Here is a 14939-nt window from a genome sequence, read left to right as displayed (position 1 = left end):
CTCTCGGGTTGGGGTGGTGCGGTTCAGACGTCGGTGCGGTAGCGGCGGAGCTTGTCGTCGTCGATCTCGACGCCGAGCCCGGCGCCGGGGCGCAGGGCGAGCTCGCCGTTCTCGATGCGGAGCGGCTCGGTGAGCAGGTCGTCGCTCATGTCGAGGAAGTTGGACAGCTCGCCGGCGTGCAGGCTGCTGCGCTGGTGGGCGGCGCCGAAGGCGACGGAGCAGATCGAGCCGAGCTGGCCGTCGATCTGGTTGCCCATGACCACCTCGAGGCCGAGTCCCTCGGCGAGGTGGAGCACCCGCTGCGAGCCGGTGAACCCGGTGCGGGCGGTCTTGATCGAGAGCGCCGTCGCCGAGCCGCCGAGCACCTCACGGGTCACCTCGGCCGGCGTGGTGGCCGACTCGTCGGCGATGAACGGTACGTCGAGCTGCTGCACCAGCCAGCGCCGCCCGAGCACGTCGTCGGCGGGGCTGAGCTCCTCGGCGAACGCGAGGTCGAGGTCGGCCATCTGCCGCATCGCGCGGGCGGACTCGGACGCGGTCCAGCCGCGGTTGCCGTCGACGTACAGGACGACGTCGGGGCCCAGCCCCTCGCGCAGCGCCCGGACCACGGCCACGTCGAGCGCCGCAGGGCGGCGGCCGACCTTGACCTTGAAGGTCGTGATGCCATGGACCTCGCGCATCCGCTGGGCCTCGGCGACCATCGCGGCCGGCTGGTCGAAGCCGAGCATGTGGGAGACCCGCATCCGGTCGGTGTAGCCGCCGAGCAGCTCGGAGACCGGCAGCCCCAGGGTGCGGCCGAGGGCGTCCCAGACCGCCATGTCGATCGCGGCCTTCGCGGTCGGGTTGCCGACCGTGCGGCCCATCAGCGCGGTCATCTGCTCGCGGTCGGTGAGCGCGAGGCCGACGACCTGGGGGGCGAAGATGGTCTCGATCACGGCGAGGATGCCGCGCTGCGTCTCGCCGTACGTGAACGGCCGCGGCGGCGCCTCGGCGACTCCGACCAGCCCGTCGTCGGTGTGCACGCGGACCAGCACGTGGTCGGCCACGTGGACCTCGCCGCTGGCGAACTTGAGCGGCTTGACGTAGGGGATCCGGAACGGGATCGCCTCGATCGCGGTGATCTTCATGGGGTCCTCAGGAGGCGGTGATCGGGGAGGTGATCGGGGAGGTCGTCGGGGTGGGGGCGGCGGTGAAGAACCCGTTGCGGTCGAGTACGTCGAGCGCGCCGGCCACCAGGGCCGACGGGTCGTCCGCGCGCCAGGCGAGCGAGAGGTCGATGGTCGCGGCGTCGGCGACGTCGCGGAACACGACGCCCTGCAGCTGCATGCTGCGCACCGACTCGGGCACCAGGGCGACGCCGAGCTGGGCGGCGACGAGGGCGAGGAGTGCGGCGGTGCCGGGCGCGCGATGGGTGATGTTGGGGGAGAAGCCGGCGCGCAGGCAGCTCGACACCATCGCCTCGTTGACCGCCGAGCGGGTGTCGGCGTAGGCCACGAACTCGTCGGCGGAGACGTCGACGACCTCGAGCGCGGGCTCGGCGGCGAGCCGGTGGTCGGCGGGAAGCGCGAGCACCAGCGGCTCCTGGAGCAGGGACCGGGTCTCGATGCCGGGCTCGGCGACCGGGCCGCGCAGCACGCCCAGGTCGAGCCGGCCGTCGGTCAGCCGCTCCACCTGGCCCGGCGTCAGGAGGTCGGCCTGCACCTCGAGCGCGACGCCCGGCAGCGAGGCGCGGACGATGCGCGACAGGCGGGCCAGCTGGGTGAAGGCGCTGGTGCCGGTGAAGCCGACCCGGAGCAGCCCGCGGCTGCCCTCGGCGATGCTGCGGGTCCCGACCACGCAGGCGTCGAGGTCGCCGAGGATGCGGCGCACCTCGCGGTGGAAGAACTCGCCGGCCGGGGTCAGGCTGACCTGCCGGGTGGTCCGGGCGAGGAGGAGGACGTCGAGCTCGGCCTCGAGGCGTCGTACGGCCTGGGAGAGGGCGGGCTGGGCGAGGTGGAGGCGTTCGGCCGCCTGGCCGAAGTGACAGGTCTCCGCGACGGCGTCGAAGTAGCGCAGCTGCTTGAGATCCATGGGTCACCTCCGGCCTGTGTGGTGGGCGTCACGCGGTCCCACCACGCTAGATCCGGGCCATCCAGAAACACAAAGACCAATAGTTCGATGATTCATAACTCCCAATTATGAATCCGACCCCGGCCAAGACCTAGCAAAACGCCTCGTGTGACGACCGCCACGGAGTGCTTGAGTTCCCGGCATCGTCCGACACAGACCCCCGGGAGGACCCATGACCGAGATGCTGGACCGGATCGGCAGCGTGCTGGCCGACGCCGTCGTCGAGGAGCCGGAGGCCGGGATCTACCGCGCCAACCGGCGGATCTTCACCGACGAGGACGTCTTCGAGCTCGAGATGAAGCACATCTTCGAGGGCAACTGGATCTACCTCGCCCACGAGAGCCAGGTCGCGAACCCGGGTGACTACTTCACGACGTACATCGGGCGTCAGCCGGTCGTCATCACCCGCGGCAAGGACGGCGAGCTGACCTGCCTGATCAACGCCTGCGCGCACCGCGGCGCGATGATCTGCCGGCGCAAGACCGACAACCGGATGACGCTGACCTGTCCCTTCCACGGCTGGACCTTCCGCAACGACGGCACCCTCCTCAAGGTCAAGGACCCCGACGGGGCGGGCTATCCGCCGTCCTTCGACACCGCGGGCTCGCACAACATGACCAAGGTGGCCCGCTTCGAGAGCTACCGGGGCTTCCTGTTCGGCAGCCTCAACGAGGACGTCAGCACGCTGGCCGACCACCTCGGCGACACGACCAAGGTCATCGACATGCTCGTCGACCAGTCGCCCGACGGGCTCGAGGTGCTGCGCGGCTCGTCGACGTACACCTACGACGGCAACTGGAAGGTGCAGGCCGAGAACGGTGCCGACGGCTACCACGTCACCGCGACGCACTGGAACTACGCGGCCACCACCTCGCGCCGCAACACCGGTGAGTCCGCGAACTCGACCAAGACCCTGGACGCCGGCCAGTGGGGCAAGTCGGGCGGCGGCTACTGGTCCTACCCCAACGGCCACCTGTGCCTGTGGACCTGGGCCGGCAACCCGCAGGACCGCCCACTGTGGGACCGGCTGGACGAGCTCAAGGCGCAGTACGGCGACGCCAAGGGCGAGTTCATGGTCAAGGGCTCCCGCAACCTGTGCCTGTACCCGAACGTCTACCTGATGGACCAGTTCTCCACGCAGATCCGGCACTTCCGCCCGATCGCGCCGGACAAGACCGAGGTCACCATCTACTGCATCGCCCCCAAGGGCGAGAGCGCCGAGTCGCGCGCCTGGCGGATCCGCCAGTACGAGGACTTCTTCAACGCCTCGGGGATGGCGACGCCCGACGACCTGGAGGAGTTCCGCTCCTGCCAGCTCACCTTCCGCGCCACCGCGGCGCCCTGGAACGACATGAGCCGCGGCGCCGAGCACTGGCTGACCGGACCCGACGAGGTCGCGACGTCCCTCGGCATGGACGGCGTCATCTCGGCCGGGCTGAAGAACGAGGACGAGGGGCTCTACCCCGTCCAGCACGGCTACTGGCGCGACACCATGCTCGCCGCCCTGGAGAAGGAGGCGGGCCGGTGAGCACCAACGCCCTGGCCGCCGACACCGGCGCGAAGCTGATCACCCAGAACGGGATCGAGCAGTTCCTCTACCGCGAGGCCCGCCATCTCGACGACCGCGAGTTCGAGAAGTGGCTCGAGTGCTACGCCGACGACGTCGTCTACTGGATGCCCGCGTGGACCGACGACGACGAGCTCGTCGAGGACCCGGAGAAGGACGTCTCGCTCATCTACTACCCCAACAAGGGCGGCCTGGAGGACCGGATCTTCCGGATCCGCACCGAGCGCTCGTCGGCGACCTCGATCCCGGAGCCGCGGACCAGCCACAACATCAGCAACGTCGAGGTGATCGAGCGTCGCGGCGACATCGTGGACGTGCGCTTCAACTGGCACACCATGTACTTCCGCTACAAGACGGTCGATCCCTACTACGGCACGTCGTTCTACACGATCGACTTCACCGGCGAGCAGCCGCTGATCCGCCGCAAGACCGTGGTGCTGAAGAACGACTACATCCATCACGTCGTCGACGTCTACCACTTCTGAGGGGGACCCGATGTCCGTCGACACCGAGCCGATCACGGAGGTCGCGACCCACCAGGTCGCGCTGTCCTTCGAGGACGGCGTCACCCGGTTCATCACCTGCCGCGCCGACCAGACGGTGGCCGACGCGTCGTACCGCCAGCGGATCAACATCCCGCTCGACTGCCGCGACGGCGCGTGCGGGACCTGCAAGGCGTTCTGCGAGTCGGGGGAGTACGACGCCGGCACCTACATCGAGGACGCGCTGCCCGCCGACGAGGCGGACCGCGGTTACGTGCTGCCGTGCAGCATGCGGCCGCGCTCCGACCTGGTCCTGCAGGTCGCCAGCACGTCCGAGGTCGCGAAGACCCGCGCGGCGACGTACGACGCCCGGGTCACCGAGCTGACCCGGCTCTCGGCCACCACCGTCGAGCTGGCCGTCGAGATCCCGAACCGAGGTGAGCTCGCCTTCCTGCCGGGCCAGTACGTCAACATCGCCGTCCCCGGCACCGACGTCACGCGGTCCTACTCCTTCAGCAGCGCGCCCCACGAGGAGCGGCTGTCGTTCCTGGTCAAGCTCACGCCCGGCGGGGCGATGTCGACCTGGCTGGCCGAGCGCGCGGCCGTCGGCGACGAGCTGAGCTTCACCGGGCCGCACGGCTCGTTCTTCCTCCGCGAGACGGAGCGGCCGGTGCTGCTGCTCGCCGGCGGCACCGGCCTGGCGCCGGTGCTGTCGATGCTGCGCAAGATGCGCGCCGACGCCTCGACCCGCCCGGCCCACTTGGTCTACGGCGTCAGCACCGACGAGGACCTGGTCGCGCTCGACCAGATCGCCGACGTCGCGGCCGGACTGCCCGGCCTCACCTGGGACCACTGCGTGTCCGACCCGGCGAGCACCGCGGCCAACAAGGGCTACGTGATGAGCCTGATCCGCCCCGAGCACCTCTACGACGGCGACGTGGCGATCTACCTGTGCGGCCCGCCGCCCATGGTGGAGGCCGTGCGCACCCACGTCGCGGACGCCGGCATCGAGCCCACCGGGTTCTACTACGAGAAGTTCGCGCTGGCAGTGCCCGAGGCGGCCGCGCCGACGGTGGCGGCGCCGGCAGCGGTGGTCGACACCGGCGCCGACCCCGAGGACGAGCTGATCATCGCCGGGGACGCACGGGGGATCGCCGGCCGCACCGTGTTCGCAGCGCGTGCCGCCGATCCGGGGAACGACGAGGCGGGCGACGACACGGCGGGTGAGTACGAGATCGGCGAGGAGCACCCCGACGTGCAGTCCTCCGACGCGATCTTCGAGGCCCGCGAGGCGCTCGAGCTCGGCGCCCTCGAGCTGACCATCGGCCGGCTCGGCTCGCAGCAGCTCGCCGGCTACCGGCTGCTGGCCGAGGCCACCCTGCCGTACGTCGACGGCGACCACTTCGTCGACGCCGCGGCGTACACCGAGACCAACGCCGCCTTCCACGACTACCTGTTCGTGCAGACCCGCAACGAGCACCTGCTGCAGGCCTACCAGGCCCTGGGCGTGAAGGGCCGGATGGGCGAGGTGCTGCGCCACGCGACGTGGTGCCACCCGCGCTGCGCGGTCGACCACGTCGAGATCGTCGAGGCGTTCGAGGCCGGCGACCGCGAGGTCGCCCGGCAGCTGATCGTCGCCCACGCCGAGCGGTCGAAGCAGACCATGCGCCGGGCGATGTCCGACGCCACCGCCGCCACCCGGCCGCGCTTCGTCACGCCGGGGCGGTTCGCCGGCAAGGTCGTCGTGGTGACCGGCGCGGCCCAGGGCATCGGCGCCCAGGTGGCGCGCCGGATCGCCGCCGAGGGCGGCGCGCTGGTGCTGGCCGACCGCTCCGAGCTGGTCGCGGAGCTGGCCGACGAGCTGACCGGGCAGGGCGCGAACGCCGTACCCGTGACCTGCGACCTCGAGACCTGGACCGGTGCCTCGGTCCTGGCCGACGCGGTCCGCGAGCGGTTCGGCCGGATCGACGTCCTGGTCAACAACGTCGGTGGCGCGATCAACTTCAAGCCGTTCACCGAGTTCAGCGCCGAGGAGATCGCCGCCGAGCTGGACCGCTCGCTGATGACCACGCTGCTGGCCTGTCGCGCGGCCCTGCCCGGGATGGTTGAGCGCGGCAGCGGCGTGATCGTCAACGTCTCGTCGGCGGCCACGCGCGGCATCCACCGGATCCCCTACTCGGCGGCCAAGGGCGGCATCAACGCGATCACCGCCTCCCTGGCCCTGGAGTACGCCGACCGCGGGATCCGCGTCGTCGCGACCGCTCCCGGCGGCACCGAGGCCCCGCCCCGCCGGATCTCGCGCGGCACCCCCGAACCGCGCACCGCGACCGAGCGGGCGTGGTTCCAGGCGCACATCGACCAGACCCTCGACTCCTCGCTGATGGGCCGCTACGGCACCCTCGACGAGCAGGCGGCGGCGATCACGTTCCTCGCCTCCGACGAGGCCACCTACATCACCGGGACGGTCCTGCCCGTCGCCGGTGGCGACCTCGGCTGAGGTCCGGCCCAGGCCCTACGGTGACCTTGTGACCCCCGGCCCGTCCCTGGTGCCGACCCGGCGTCGAGCGCTCGACGACCTGGCCGGCACCGAGGCACGACTGGTGCTCGTCACGGCGCCGGCGGGAGGCGGGCTGAGCACCTTCCTGCGGGCGTACGCAGACAGGGCGAACGCAGTCCACCGGCTGCTCGGGCTGTCGTGGGAGGACGCGCCGGGATCGGCTCTCGGCGGTGTCGTGCCCGGCGCGGGGGACCTGGTGGTGCTGGAGGACGCGCACCACGCCGACCCCTCCTCCGTGCAGGCCCTGGTCAGCGCTGCCCGGGCCGCGAACGGCCCGCGGGTGGTGCTCGGCTGGCAGGTGCCCGGTGGTGCGGATCCCGCGCAGGACCTGCTCTTCGACGGCGTCCGTGCGGCGGCCGACCAGGTGCTGCCGCTCGCCGCGCTCACCGGTGAGGACGTCGCGGCCATCGCCGAGCAGCGAGGCGTGGTGCTGCCCGCGAGCCAGGTCGACCGGCTGCTGCGGCACACCGGCGGCCGGGTCCGGCACGTGGTCGAGCTGCTGGACGACGTACCCGCGAGCGACTGGACCGCGCCGTGGTTCGCGTTGCCCGCCCCGGCCACCGCCTCCCGCGCGGTGCGGGCCGCGCTGGGTGCGCTCGACGATGCGGGCCGCTCGCTCGTGCAGGCCGTCGCGGTGCTGGAGACCGCCGACCGCCATGCCCGGGCGGTCCCGGTGGAGGACGCCGGCGCGGTCGCCGGGCTCGACGGCACCACGGCGGCGATGGGCGATGCCCTGCGCGGCGGGCTGCTGCTCAGCCTCGACGAGCACGACGCCTGGACCCGGCTGCCCGATCCCGTCGTACGCCGGGCGGTGCTCGACGACCTCGGCCCGGTCCGTCGCTCCGAGCTGCACGAGCGCGCCGCGGACGTCGTCGCCGACCCGGCCGTCGCACTGCGGCACCGCTGGTTCGCGCACCCGCGTCCCGACGACGACCTCGCCGACCGGCTCGACGCGCTCGCCGGGGAGCGGGCCGGCCAGGGCGCGTGGAGCGCCGCGGCCGACCTGCTGGTCCTCGCGGCGCAGGCGAGCGCGGACCGCGAGGCCCGGGGCGACCGGCTGGTCCGCGGGGTCGACGCCCTGGTCGGCGCAGGGGAGGTGCCGCGCGCCTCGCGCTACCTGCCCGAGCTCGAGTCGCTGCGCGAGACCCCGCTGCGCAACGCGGTCCTCGGCTACCTGGCCGTCGTCCGCGGCCGGCCCGCCGAGGCGGAGAGCCGGCTGGGCCGGGCGTGGGAGCTGGTCAACCCGCGGCGCGAGCCGGGCACGGCGTCCCTCGTCGCCCAGCGCTACGTGCTGCACCACCTCGCCCGCTGCCGGCCCCGCGAGCTGGTCACCTGGGCGGACCGCGCGATGGAGCTGGTCGACCCGGCCGCGCCGACCGCCGTCGAGGCCGCCGCGGTCCGCGGGCTCGGGGTCGCGCCGACCGAGGGGATCGACGTGGCGCTCGACGGCTACCGCGCGCTGATGGAGCGGGTGCCCGAGGGACCGGTCGCGCAGCGGGTCACGATGGCGACCGGCTGGCTGCACCTCGCCGCCGACGACCCCGACCGGGCGCGCGAGGAGCTCGAGAGCGCCGTACCCACGGACTTCCTGGGCGGTTCGCTGCGGATCTCGCTGTGGGCGCGGGGCTGGCTGGCGCGCGTGCAGTTCCAGGCCGGCGACTGGGACGAGGCGATGCGTACGTCGACCGCCGGGCTCGAGGTCGCGCAGCGCTCCGGGATGAGCCTGCTGGTGCCGCTGCTCGCCTGGACCCGCACCCAGGTGCTCGCCCTGCGCGGGGACTGGGACGCCGCCGAGCAGTCGCTGCGCACCGGTGACGCCGCGAGCCGCGACTACGAGCTGATGCGGGTGCCGGCGGCACTGGCCCGGGCGGCGTACAGCGAGGCACGGGCGGACTACCCGTCCGTCGTCCGCGCCCTCGCGCCGCTCACCCAGCCGTGGGCGCGGGACTGGGTCGAGCAGCCCGGCTACTGGCCGTGGGCCGACGTGCACGCCAACGCCCTCGTCCTGGTCGGCCGGCAGGACGAGGCCGACGCCTTCCTGACCCGGCACGAGGAGGTCGCCCGCGAGCACGGCCACGCCTCCGCGACCGCCCGCCTCGCCTACGCCCGCGGCCGCTGGTACGGCGTGCGCGGCGACCTCGACGCCGCCCGCGCCTGCTTCCAGGAGGCGATCGCGCTGCTCGAGCCGCTGCCACTGCGCTACGACCGGGCCCGCGTCCACTTCGCCTACGGCCAGACCCTGCGCCGCGCCGGCCGCCGGGCCGAGGCGGACGCCGTGATCACCACCGCCCGCGACGCCTATCTCGCGCTCGGTGCCGCGACGTACGTCGCGCGCTGCGACCGCGAGCTGGCCGCCGGCGGAGTCAACGTGGTCCGCGGTCACCGCGAGTTCGACGACCTCACCCCGCAGGAGGAGGCCGTGGCCGGACTGGTCGCGCAGGGCCGCAGCAACAAGGAGGTCGCCGCCGAGCTGTTCCTCTCGGTGAAGACCGTGCAGTTCCACCTCACCCGGGTCTACGCGAAGCTCGGGGTCCGCTCGCGGGCAGAGCTCGCCGCGCGGCGGTCGCGGTGAGCCGGCCGCTTTTCACGCTCTGACGCCCCCGCTCCGCGCCTCCTGTGGACCGACCACGGGGAGGGTGGATTGATCGCCGACGGTGATGGATCCCCACCCGGGTCAGGACCGGCAAAAGCCCTCGTGTGACCGCGGTCACGCCTTGGCAGGGTCGTGCTCCGACCCGATCCCTCCCGCAGGAGCAGCCTGATGACCACCACCTCACCCACCGCACCCGGCGATCGCCGTACCGTCGCCTGGGTGGTGGCGCTGTGCGCCGCCGCCCTCGTCTTCGACGGCTACGACCTCGTCGTCTACGGCACCGTCGTCCCCGTCCTCCTCGGCGACCCGAGCCAGCTCGGGACGATCACCCCGGCCGCGGCCGGCCGCCTCGGCAGCTACGCGCTGGTCGGCGTGCTCGTCGGCGCGCTGGCCGCCGGCGCCGTCGCCGACCGGATCGGTCGCCGGAGGGTGGTGCTGGTCAACATCGTCTGGTTCTCTGTCGGCATGGGGGTGACCGCGACGACCCACAGCGTGGCCACCTTCGGGATCGGCCGGTTCCTGACCGGCATCGGCGTCGGCGCGCTCGTCGCGACCGTCGGTGCGCTGGTCGCCGAGTTCGCGCCCGCCGGGCAGCGCAACCGCTACAACGCGCTCGTCTACAGCGGCGTGCCCGCCGGCGGTGTCCTCGCGGCGCTCGTCGCACTGGTCCTCGACGACGTCACCGGCTGGCGCGGCCTGTTCTGGGTGGGAGCATTGCCGCTGGTCGTGCTGTTCCCGCTCGCCCTGCTCAAGCTGCCCGAGTCCCCGAAGTGGCTCGCCGAGCGTGGCCGCCCCCGGGCCGCCGCGGAGCGGGTCGGCTTCGCCGCGCTCGCCAGCCGCCACTACGGACCGGCCACCCTGCTGCTCGGCACGATGAGCTTCGCCGGCCTGCTGCTGACCTACGGCCTCAACACCTGGCTTCCCGAGATCATGGGCCAGAACGGCTACGGCAAGGACTGGGCGCTCACCTTCCTGCTCGTCCTCAACGGCGGTGCCATCGTCGGCGGCCTGCTCGCCTCCACCGCCGCCGACCGGCTCGGCGCCCGAAGCGTCGTCGCGACGACCTTCCTGATGGCCACTGCCGCGCTGCTGCTCCTCCCGCTCGGCCTGCCGGCCGGCGCCCTCGTGCTCGCCGTCGCGGTCGCCGGCATCGGCACCATCGGCACCCAGGTGCTCGTCTACGGCCTGGTGTCGAACTACTACCCGACCTCGGCCCGCGGCGCCGGTGTGGCCTGGTGCGCCGGGTTCGGCCGGCTGGGCGGCATCCTCGGCCCGGTCATCGGCGGTGCCCTCGTCGGCGCCGGCCTGGGCGGCGGTACGGCGTTCCGCATCTTCGCCGCGGTCGCCGTCGCCGGCGCCGTCGTGACCCTGCTCGTCCCGCGCTCGCGCGCCGAGGAGGAGTCCGCCCCGGTCGCCGGCGGGCAGGGTGACCTGGTCGTGGCGCGCACGTGACCCGTCCCCGCCTGAAGCACGTCGTCCGCGACCTCGGCCCGACCGAGGTCGCGAACGGCGTCGTCGGCGCGATCTTCGCGATGACCGGTCCGGTCGCGGTGATCCTGACGGCCGCGGCGAGCGCGGGCCTGGGGCCCGACCTGGTCAGCTCGTGGATCTTCGGGGTCTTCGTGCTCAACGGCGTGCTGACGGTCGTCGCCTCCTGGGCGCACCAGCAGCCGCTGGCCTTCTTCTGGACCATCCCCGGCACCGCGCTGGTCGGCCAGGCAGCCGCGCACCTGCCGTGGTCCGACGTCCTCGGCGCCTACCTCCTCACCGCGGTCCTGCTCGTCGTCCTCGGCCTGGTCGGCCGCGTCGACCGGCTGATGGCTGCCCTGCCCACGCCCGTGGTGATGGCGATGGTGGCCGGTGTCTTCCTCGGCTTCGGGACCGGGCTCGTCTCCGCCGTCGGTACGACGGCCGGGGTCGCCGCCCCGATGGTCGCCGCCTTCGCCGTCGTCGCGCTGCTCCCACGGGTGCGCGCGGTGCTGCCGCCCGTCGTCGCGGCTGTCCTCGCCGGCGTCGTGGCCGTGCTCGTCACCCGCACGGTCGAGCCGGTCGCGTGGCCGGGCAGCGTGCTCGCCGTACCCGTGCTGCAGGTGCCGACCTTCTCCTGGGCCGCGGCCGCCGAGCTCGTGCTGCCGCTCGCGGTGACCGTCGTGTTCGTCCAGAACGCCCAGGGGATGGCGGTCCTCGCGGCCGCCGGCCACCGCGCGCCGATGCGGTTCGTGACGATCGCGTGCGGCCTGGTCTCGCTGCCGTCGGCCGCCGTCGGCGCGATCAGCAGCTGCCTGACCGGACCGACCAACGCCCTGCTCACCGCCTCGGGGCGCCGTGAGCGCCAGTACGCCGCCGGCATCGTCTGCGGCGTGGTCGCGATCTGCTTCGGCATGCTCGCCCCGCTCGCCGTCGCGCTCCTCGGGGCCGCGCCTCCTGCCTTCGTGGCGGCGCTGGCCGGGCTCGCCCTGCTCCGGGCACTGCAGGGCGCCTTCGCCTCGGCCTTCGCGGGTCCCGACGTCACCGCGCCCCTGCTGACCTTCCTGGTCACCGCGTCGGGCGTCAGCTTCCTCTCGCTGGGTGCGCCCTTCTGGGGGCTGGTGACCGGGGTCGTGGCGACCTGGCTGGCCGCTCGCCCCTCAGCGGTACGTCAGCCAGAGCCCGACCGCCGTGACGAGCGGCGCGACCAGCAGCCACGTGGTGAGGCCCGGGCGGCCGTGGATCTTCCGGGCGGCGACCACGGCGATCGCCATGAAGGCACCGCCGATGACGTTCAGGCCGACCCGGGCGGCGCCCGCTGACGGCTCGATCTCGAGCGCCGCGATCACCATCCCCGCCGCCAGGTGGGCGGCGGTGAAGACCACCAGGGTCGACATCACCCAGCGCTGCACGTTCGTCAGTGCCCGGTCGTTGACGGGACGGACCGGGTGGGCCGGATCCATCAGGTGGCGGCGTCGGCGGGGCGCGGTGTCGATGCTCATCGGATCTGCTCCGTTCATGGTGGGCCAATAATTTGTACACCAACTATTGCTACACTAACAACATGCCCAGTGCCTCTGATTCCCGTCCGCAGCCGGAGAATCCGCTGGCGCTCGACCAGCAGGTCTGCTTCGCCCTGGCGATCGCCTCGCGCAACGTCATCGCGCTCTACCGGCCGCTGCTCGAGCCGCTGGGCCTGACCCACCCGCAGTACCTCGTGATGCTGGCGCTGTGGGAGAGCGAGCCGCTGCGCGTCACCGAGCTGTCGAAGCTGCTCGACCTCGACCCGGGCACGCTCTCGCCGCTGCTCAAGCGGCTGGAGGCGGCCGGCTACCTGCGGCGCGAGCGCGACCCGCGCGACGAGCGTGCGCTGGCCGTGGTGCTGACCGAGCGCGGCCGGGCGCTGCGCGACGACGCGGAGGCGATCCCGCCGGCGATCGTGGAGCGACTCGGGATGCCGGTCGAGGAGCTGCTCGAGCTGCACGCCCGGCTCACGGCGGTGATCGCCGCTACCCGCTGACCCTGATCAGGTCCTGCAGCACCGCCAGTGTCCGGTGCAGGTGAGGCTCGGTGCGCTCGGCCCGGTGCGCCACCGCGAGCTCGACGCTCCGGGCCGGGCGCACGAGCGGGCGGTAGGCGACGCCGTCGAGAGTCAGCGCGCCCACCGGCTCGGGGACCACGGCCACGCCGAGTCCGCCGGCGACGAGGGTCACCAGGGTCGACGTCTCGCCCACCTCGTGGCGGATGCGCGGCGTCACGCCGGCCTCGGCGAACAGGCCGCGCACCACGTCGTACATCGCCGACCGGCGGCCGGCCGAGTGCACGATCAGGTCGGCGGTGGCGAGGTCGGCGACCCGGACCTGCTTGCGGGCGGCGAGCCGGTGTCCCACGGGTACGGCGACCACGAGTCGCTCCTCCCGCAGCACTGTGACGGCGAGGGCGGCGTCGTCGACCGGGGGGCGCAGCAGGGCGAGATCGATGGCGCCGGCGCGCAGGGCCTCGACCTGGTCGGCGACGAGCATCTCGCCGCGGAATGCGAAGTCGATGCCGGGCAGCTCCTCGGCCAGCCGGCGGGAGAGGGCCGGCAGCAGGCTGTACGTCGCGGATCCGACGCACCCGATGGCGAGGTGGCCGACCGCGCCGGCCGCGACCCGGCGGGCCTCGTCGGCCGCGTCGTCCACCTCGGCCAGGATCGCTCGGGCCCGCGCCAAATAGGCGGACCCGGCCGCGGTGAGGTCGACGCGACGGGTGGTGCGGACGAACAGCTCGACGCCAACCTCCGCCTCCAGGCGGCGGATCTGCTGGGACAGTGGCGGTTGGGCCATGTGCAGCCGCTCGGCGGCGCGGCCGAAGTGGCGCTCCTCGGCGACGGTGACGAAGTACCGCAGGTGGCGCAGCAGATCCATATCTGAATTCGTTTCAATCGTGTCGAATACTGATCCTTCACAATATCAACTCGCGCGCCTAGCGTCGGTGTCGTGAGCTCTTTCGTCTACGCAGCGGTCCGCACCCCGTTCGGCCGGTTCAACGGCGCCCTCGCCGGCGTCCGCACCGACGACCTCGGTGCCGCCGTCGTCTCCTCGGTCCTCGCCCGCACCCCCGACCTCGACCCCGCCGCGATCGGCGACGTGGTCTGGGGCAACGCCAACGGCGCGGGGGAGGACAACCGCAACGTCGGCCGGATGGCGACCTTGCTGGCCGGCGTACCTGTCAGCGTGCCGGCCACCACGGTCAACCGGCTCTGTGGCTCCAGCCTGGACGCCGTGATGGTCGGCTCGCGCACCATCGAGACCGGCGACGCCGACATCGTCCTCACCGGCGGCGTCGAGTCGATGACCCGCGCCCCGTGGGTGCTGCCCAAGCCCGACCGCGCGTTCCCGGCCGGCGACGTCACCGCGGTCTCCACCACCCTCGGCTGGCGGCTGGTCAACCCGCGGATGCCGAAGGAGTGGACGGTCAGCCTCGGCGAGGCCAACGAGCAGCTGCAGGAGAGGTTCGGGATCTCCCGCGAGCGCCAGGACGAGTTCGCCGCCCGCTCCCATCGGCTCGCCCACCAGGCGTGGGAGGACGGCTTCTACGACGACCTGGTCGTCCCCGTCGAGGGCACCGAGCTCGCCCGTGACGAGGGCATCCGGCCCGGCAGCACCACCGAGTCGCTCGGCGGGCTGAAGCCGGTCTTCCGCAAGGACGGCACGATCACCGCCGGCAACGCCTCCCCGCTCAGCGACGGCGCGTCCGCCGTCCTGCTGGGCTCGGAGGCCGCCGCCGACCGGATCGGTACGACGCCCCTGGCACGCGTGGCCGGCCGGGCGGCGTACGCCCTCGAGCCGCAGGCCTTCGGCTACGCGCCCGTCGAGGCGGCCAACGCGGCTCTCGCCCGTGCCGGGATCTCGTGGTCCGACGTGGGCGCGGTCGAGCTCAACGAGGCCTTCGCGGTCCAGTCGCTCGCCTGTGTCGACGCCTGGCCGATCGACCCGGAGATCGTCAACCAGCGCGGCGGCGCGATCGCGCTCGGCCACCCGCTCGGCGCGTCCGGCGGCCGGTTGGTCGGCACGCTCGCCAAGGTGCTGCGCGAGACCGGCCGGCGCTGGGGCGTCGCCGGCATCTGCATCGGCGTCGGCCAGGGTCTGGCCGTCGTCCTCGAGAACCCGGAGGCCTCCTGAA

General features: G+C 73.1%; 11 protein-coding genes and 1 pseudogene. 8 read left to right on the top strand and 4 right to left on the bottom strand.

Translation table 11 applies throughout. From position 1 onward, the window contains the following. Positions 1-23: 23 nt before the first annotated feature. A complete protein-coding gene (locus FBY23_RS22735; RefSeq protein ID WP_141800220.1) occupies positions 24-1127 on the bottom strand; it encodes a mandelate racemase/muconate lactonizing enzyme family protein in 1104 nt (367 codons plus the stop codon). A 7-nt stretch (positions 1128-1134) separates the two neighbouring features. Further along, on the bottom strand, positions 1135-2070 hold the full coding sequence (locus FBY23_RS22730) for a LysR substrate-binding domain-containing protein (protein WP_141800219.1): 936 nt from the start codon (positions 2068-2070) through the stop codon (positions 1135-1137). A gap of 211 nt (positions 2071-2281) precedes the next feature. Here FBY23_RS22730 and benA point away from each other — a divergent pair, with 211 nt between their 5' ends. The 6 genes and pseudogenes from benA to FBY23_RS26760 all read left to right on the top strand — a co-directional run. Then, positions 2282-3637, top strand: a complete 1356-nt coding sequence (benA, locus tag FBY23_RS22725) for a benzoate 1,2-dioxygenase large subunit (RefSeq protein ID WP_141800218.1) — start codon at positions 2282-2284, stop codon at positions 3635-3637. Further along, a complete protein-coding gene (benB, locus tag FBY23_RS22720; RefSeq protein WP_174245238.1) occupies positions 3634-4161 on the top strand; it encodes a benzoate 1,2-dioxygenase small subunit in 528 nt (175 codons plus the stop codon). The genes benA and benB overlap by 4 nt, the downstream gene beginning before the upstream one ends. A gap of 10 nt (positions 4162-4171) precedes the next feature. Further along, entirely contained in the window at positions 4172-6655 is a 2484-nt protein-coding gene (gene benC / locus FBY23_RS22715; protein WP_141800217.1) for a benzoate 1,2-dioxygenase electron transfer component BenC, read from the top strand. A gap of 28 nt (positions 6656-6683) precedes the next feature. Beyond that, complete coding sequence (locus FBY23_RS22710) at positions 6684-9287, top strand: LuxR family transcriptional regulator (RefSeq protein ID WP_222117916.1); 2604 nt, start codon at positions 6684-6686, stop codon at positions 9285-9287. Between the two features lie 189 nt (positions 9288-9476). Then, positions 9477-10760, top strand: a complete 1284-nt coding sequence (locus FBY23_RS22705; protein ID WP_141800216.1) for an MFS transporter — start codon at positions 9477-9479, stop codon at positions 10758-10760. After that, positions 10757-11905 (top strand): annotated as a pseudogene (locus tag FBY23_RS26760) (benzoate/H(+) symporter BenE family transporter); the annotation flags it as partial. The gene FBY23_RS22705 and the pseudogene FBY23_RS26760, both read left to right, overlap by 4 nt. Before the next feature lie 30 nt (positions 11906-11935). Here the strand turns inward: FBY23_RS26760 and FBY23_RS22695 are convergent. After that, entirely contained in the window at positions 11936-12277 is a 342-nt protein-coding gene (locus FBY23_RS22695) for a hypothetical protein (RefSeq protein WP_141800214.1), read from the bottom strand. Positions 12278-12339: 62 nt separating this feature from the next. On the opposite strand from FBY23_RS22695, the gene FBY23_RS22690 reads away from it, so the two are divergent. Beyond that, positions 12340-12795 (top strand): MarR family winged helix-turn-helix transcriptional regulator, encoded by a 456-nt coding sequence (locus FBY23_RS22690; protein ID WP_141800213.1) that lies wholly within the window; start codon positions 12340-12342, stop codon positions 12793-12795. Here the strand turns inward: FBY23_RS22690 and FBY23_RS22685 are convergent. Then, positions 12785-13681, bottom strand: coding sequence for a LysR substrate-binding domain-containing protein (locus FBY23_RS22685; protein WP_141800212.1), 897 nt, complete (start codon positions 13679-13681; stop codon positions 12785-12787). The genes FBY23_RS22690 and FBY23_RS22685 overlap by 11 nt on opposite strands. 72 nt (positions 13682-13753) lie before the next feature. Here FBY23_RS22685 and FBY23_RS22680 point away from each other — a divergent pair, with 72 nt between their 5' ends. Beyond that, positions 13754-14938, top strand: a complete 1185-nt coding sequence (locus tag FBY23_RS22680; RefSeq protein WP_141800211.1) for a thiolase family protein — start codon at positions 13754-13756, stop codon at positions 14936-14938. The last annotated feature ends 1 nt before the right edge of the window (position 14939 follow it).

It is taken from the genome of Nocardioides sp. SLBN-35, from assembly GCF_006715725.1.
Classification (GTDB): Bacteria; Actinomycetota; Actinomycetes; order Propionibacteriales; family Nocardioidaceae; genus Nocardioides.
The sequence above is the reverse complement of the archived record's forward strand: the minus strand, read 5'-3'. Positions and strand labels throughout refer to the sequence as shown.

Coding starts and splice junctions, on each gene's coding strand:
- FBY23_RS22690 (WP_141800213.1), top strand. CDS start 12,340: ATGCCCAGTGCCTCTGATTCCCGTCCGCAGCCGGAGAATCCGCTGGCG.
- FBY23_RS22685 (WP_141800212.1), bottom strand. CDS start 13,681: ATGGATCTGCTGCGCCACCTGCGGTACTTCGTCACCGTCGCCGAGGAG.
- FBY23_RS22735 (WP_141800220.1), bottom strand. CDS start 1,127: ATGAAGATCACCGCGATCGAGGCGATCCCGTTCCGGATCCCCTACGTC.
- FBY23_RS22695 (WP_141800214.1), bottom strand. CDS start 12,277: ATGAGCATCGACACCGCGCCCCGCCGACGCCGCCACCTGATGGATCCG.
- benC (WP_141800217.1), top strand. CDS start 4,172: ATGTCCGTCGACACCGAGCCGATCACGGAGGTCGCGACCCACCAGGTC.
- benA (WP_141800218.1), top strand. CDS start 2,282: ATGACCGAGATGCTGGACCGGATCGGCAGCGTGCTGGCCGACGCCGTC.
- FBY23_RS22730 (WP_141800219.1), bottom strand. CDS start 2,070: ATGGATCTCAAGCAGCTGCGCTACTTCGACGCCGTCGCGGAGACCTGT.
- FBY23_RS22705 (WP_141800216.1), top strand. CDS start 9,477: ATGACCACCACCTCACCCACCGCACCCGGCGATCGCCGTACCGTCGCC.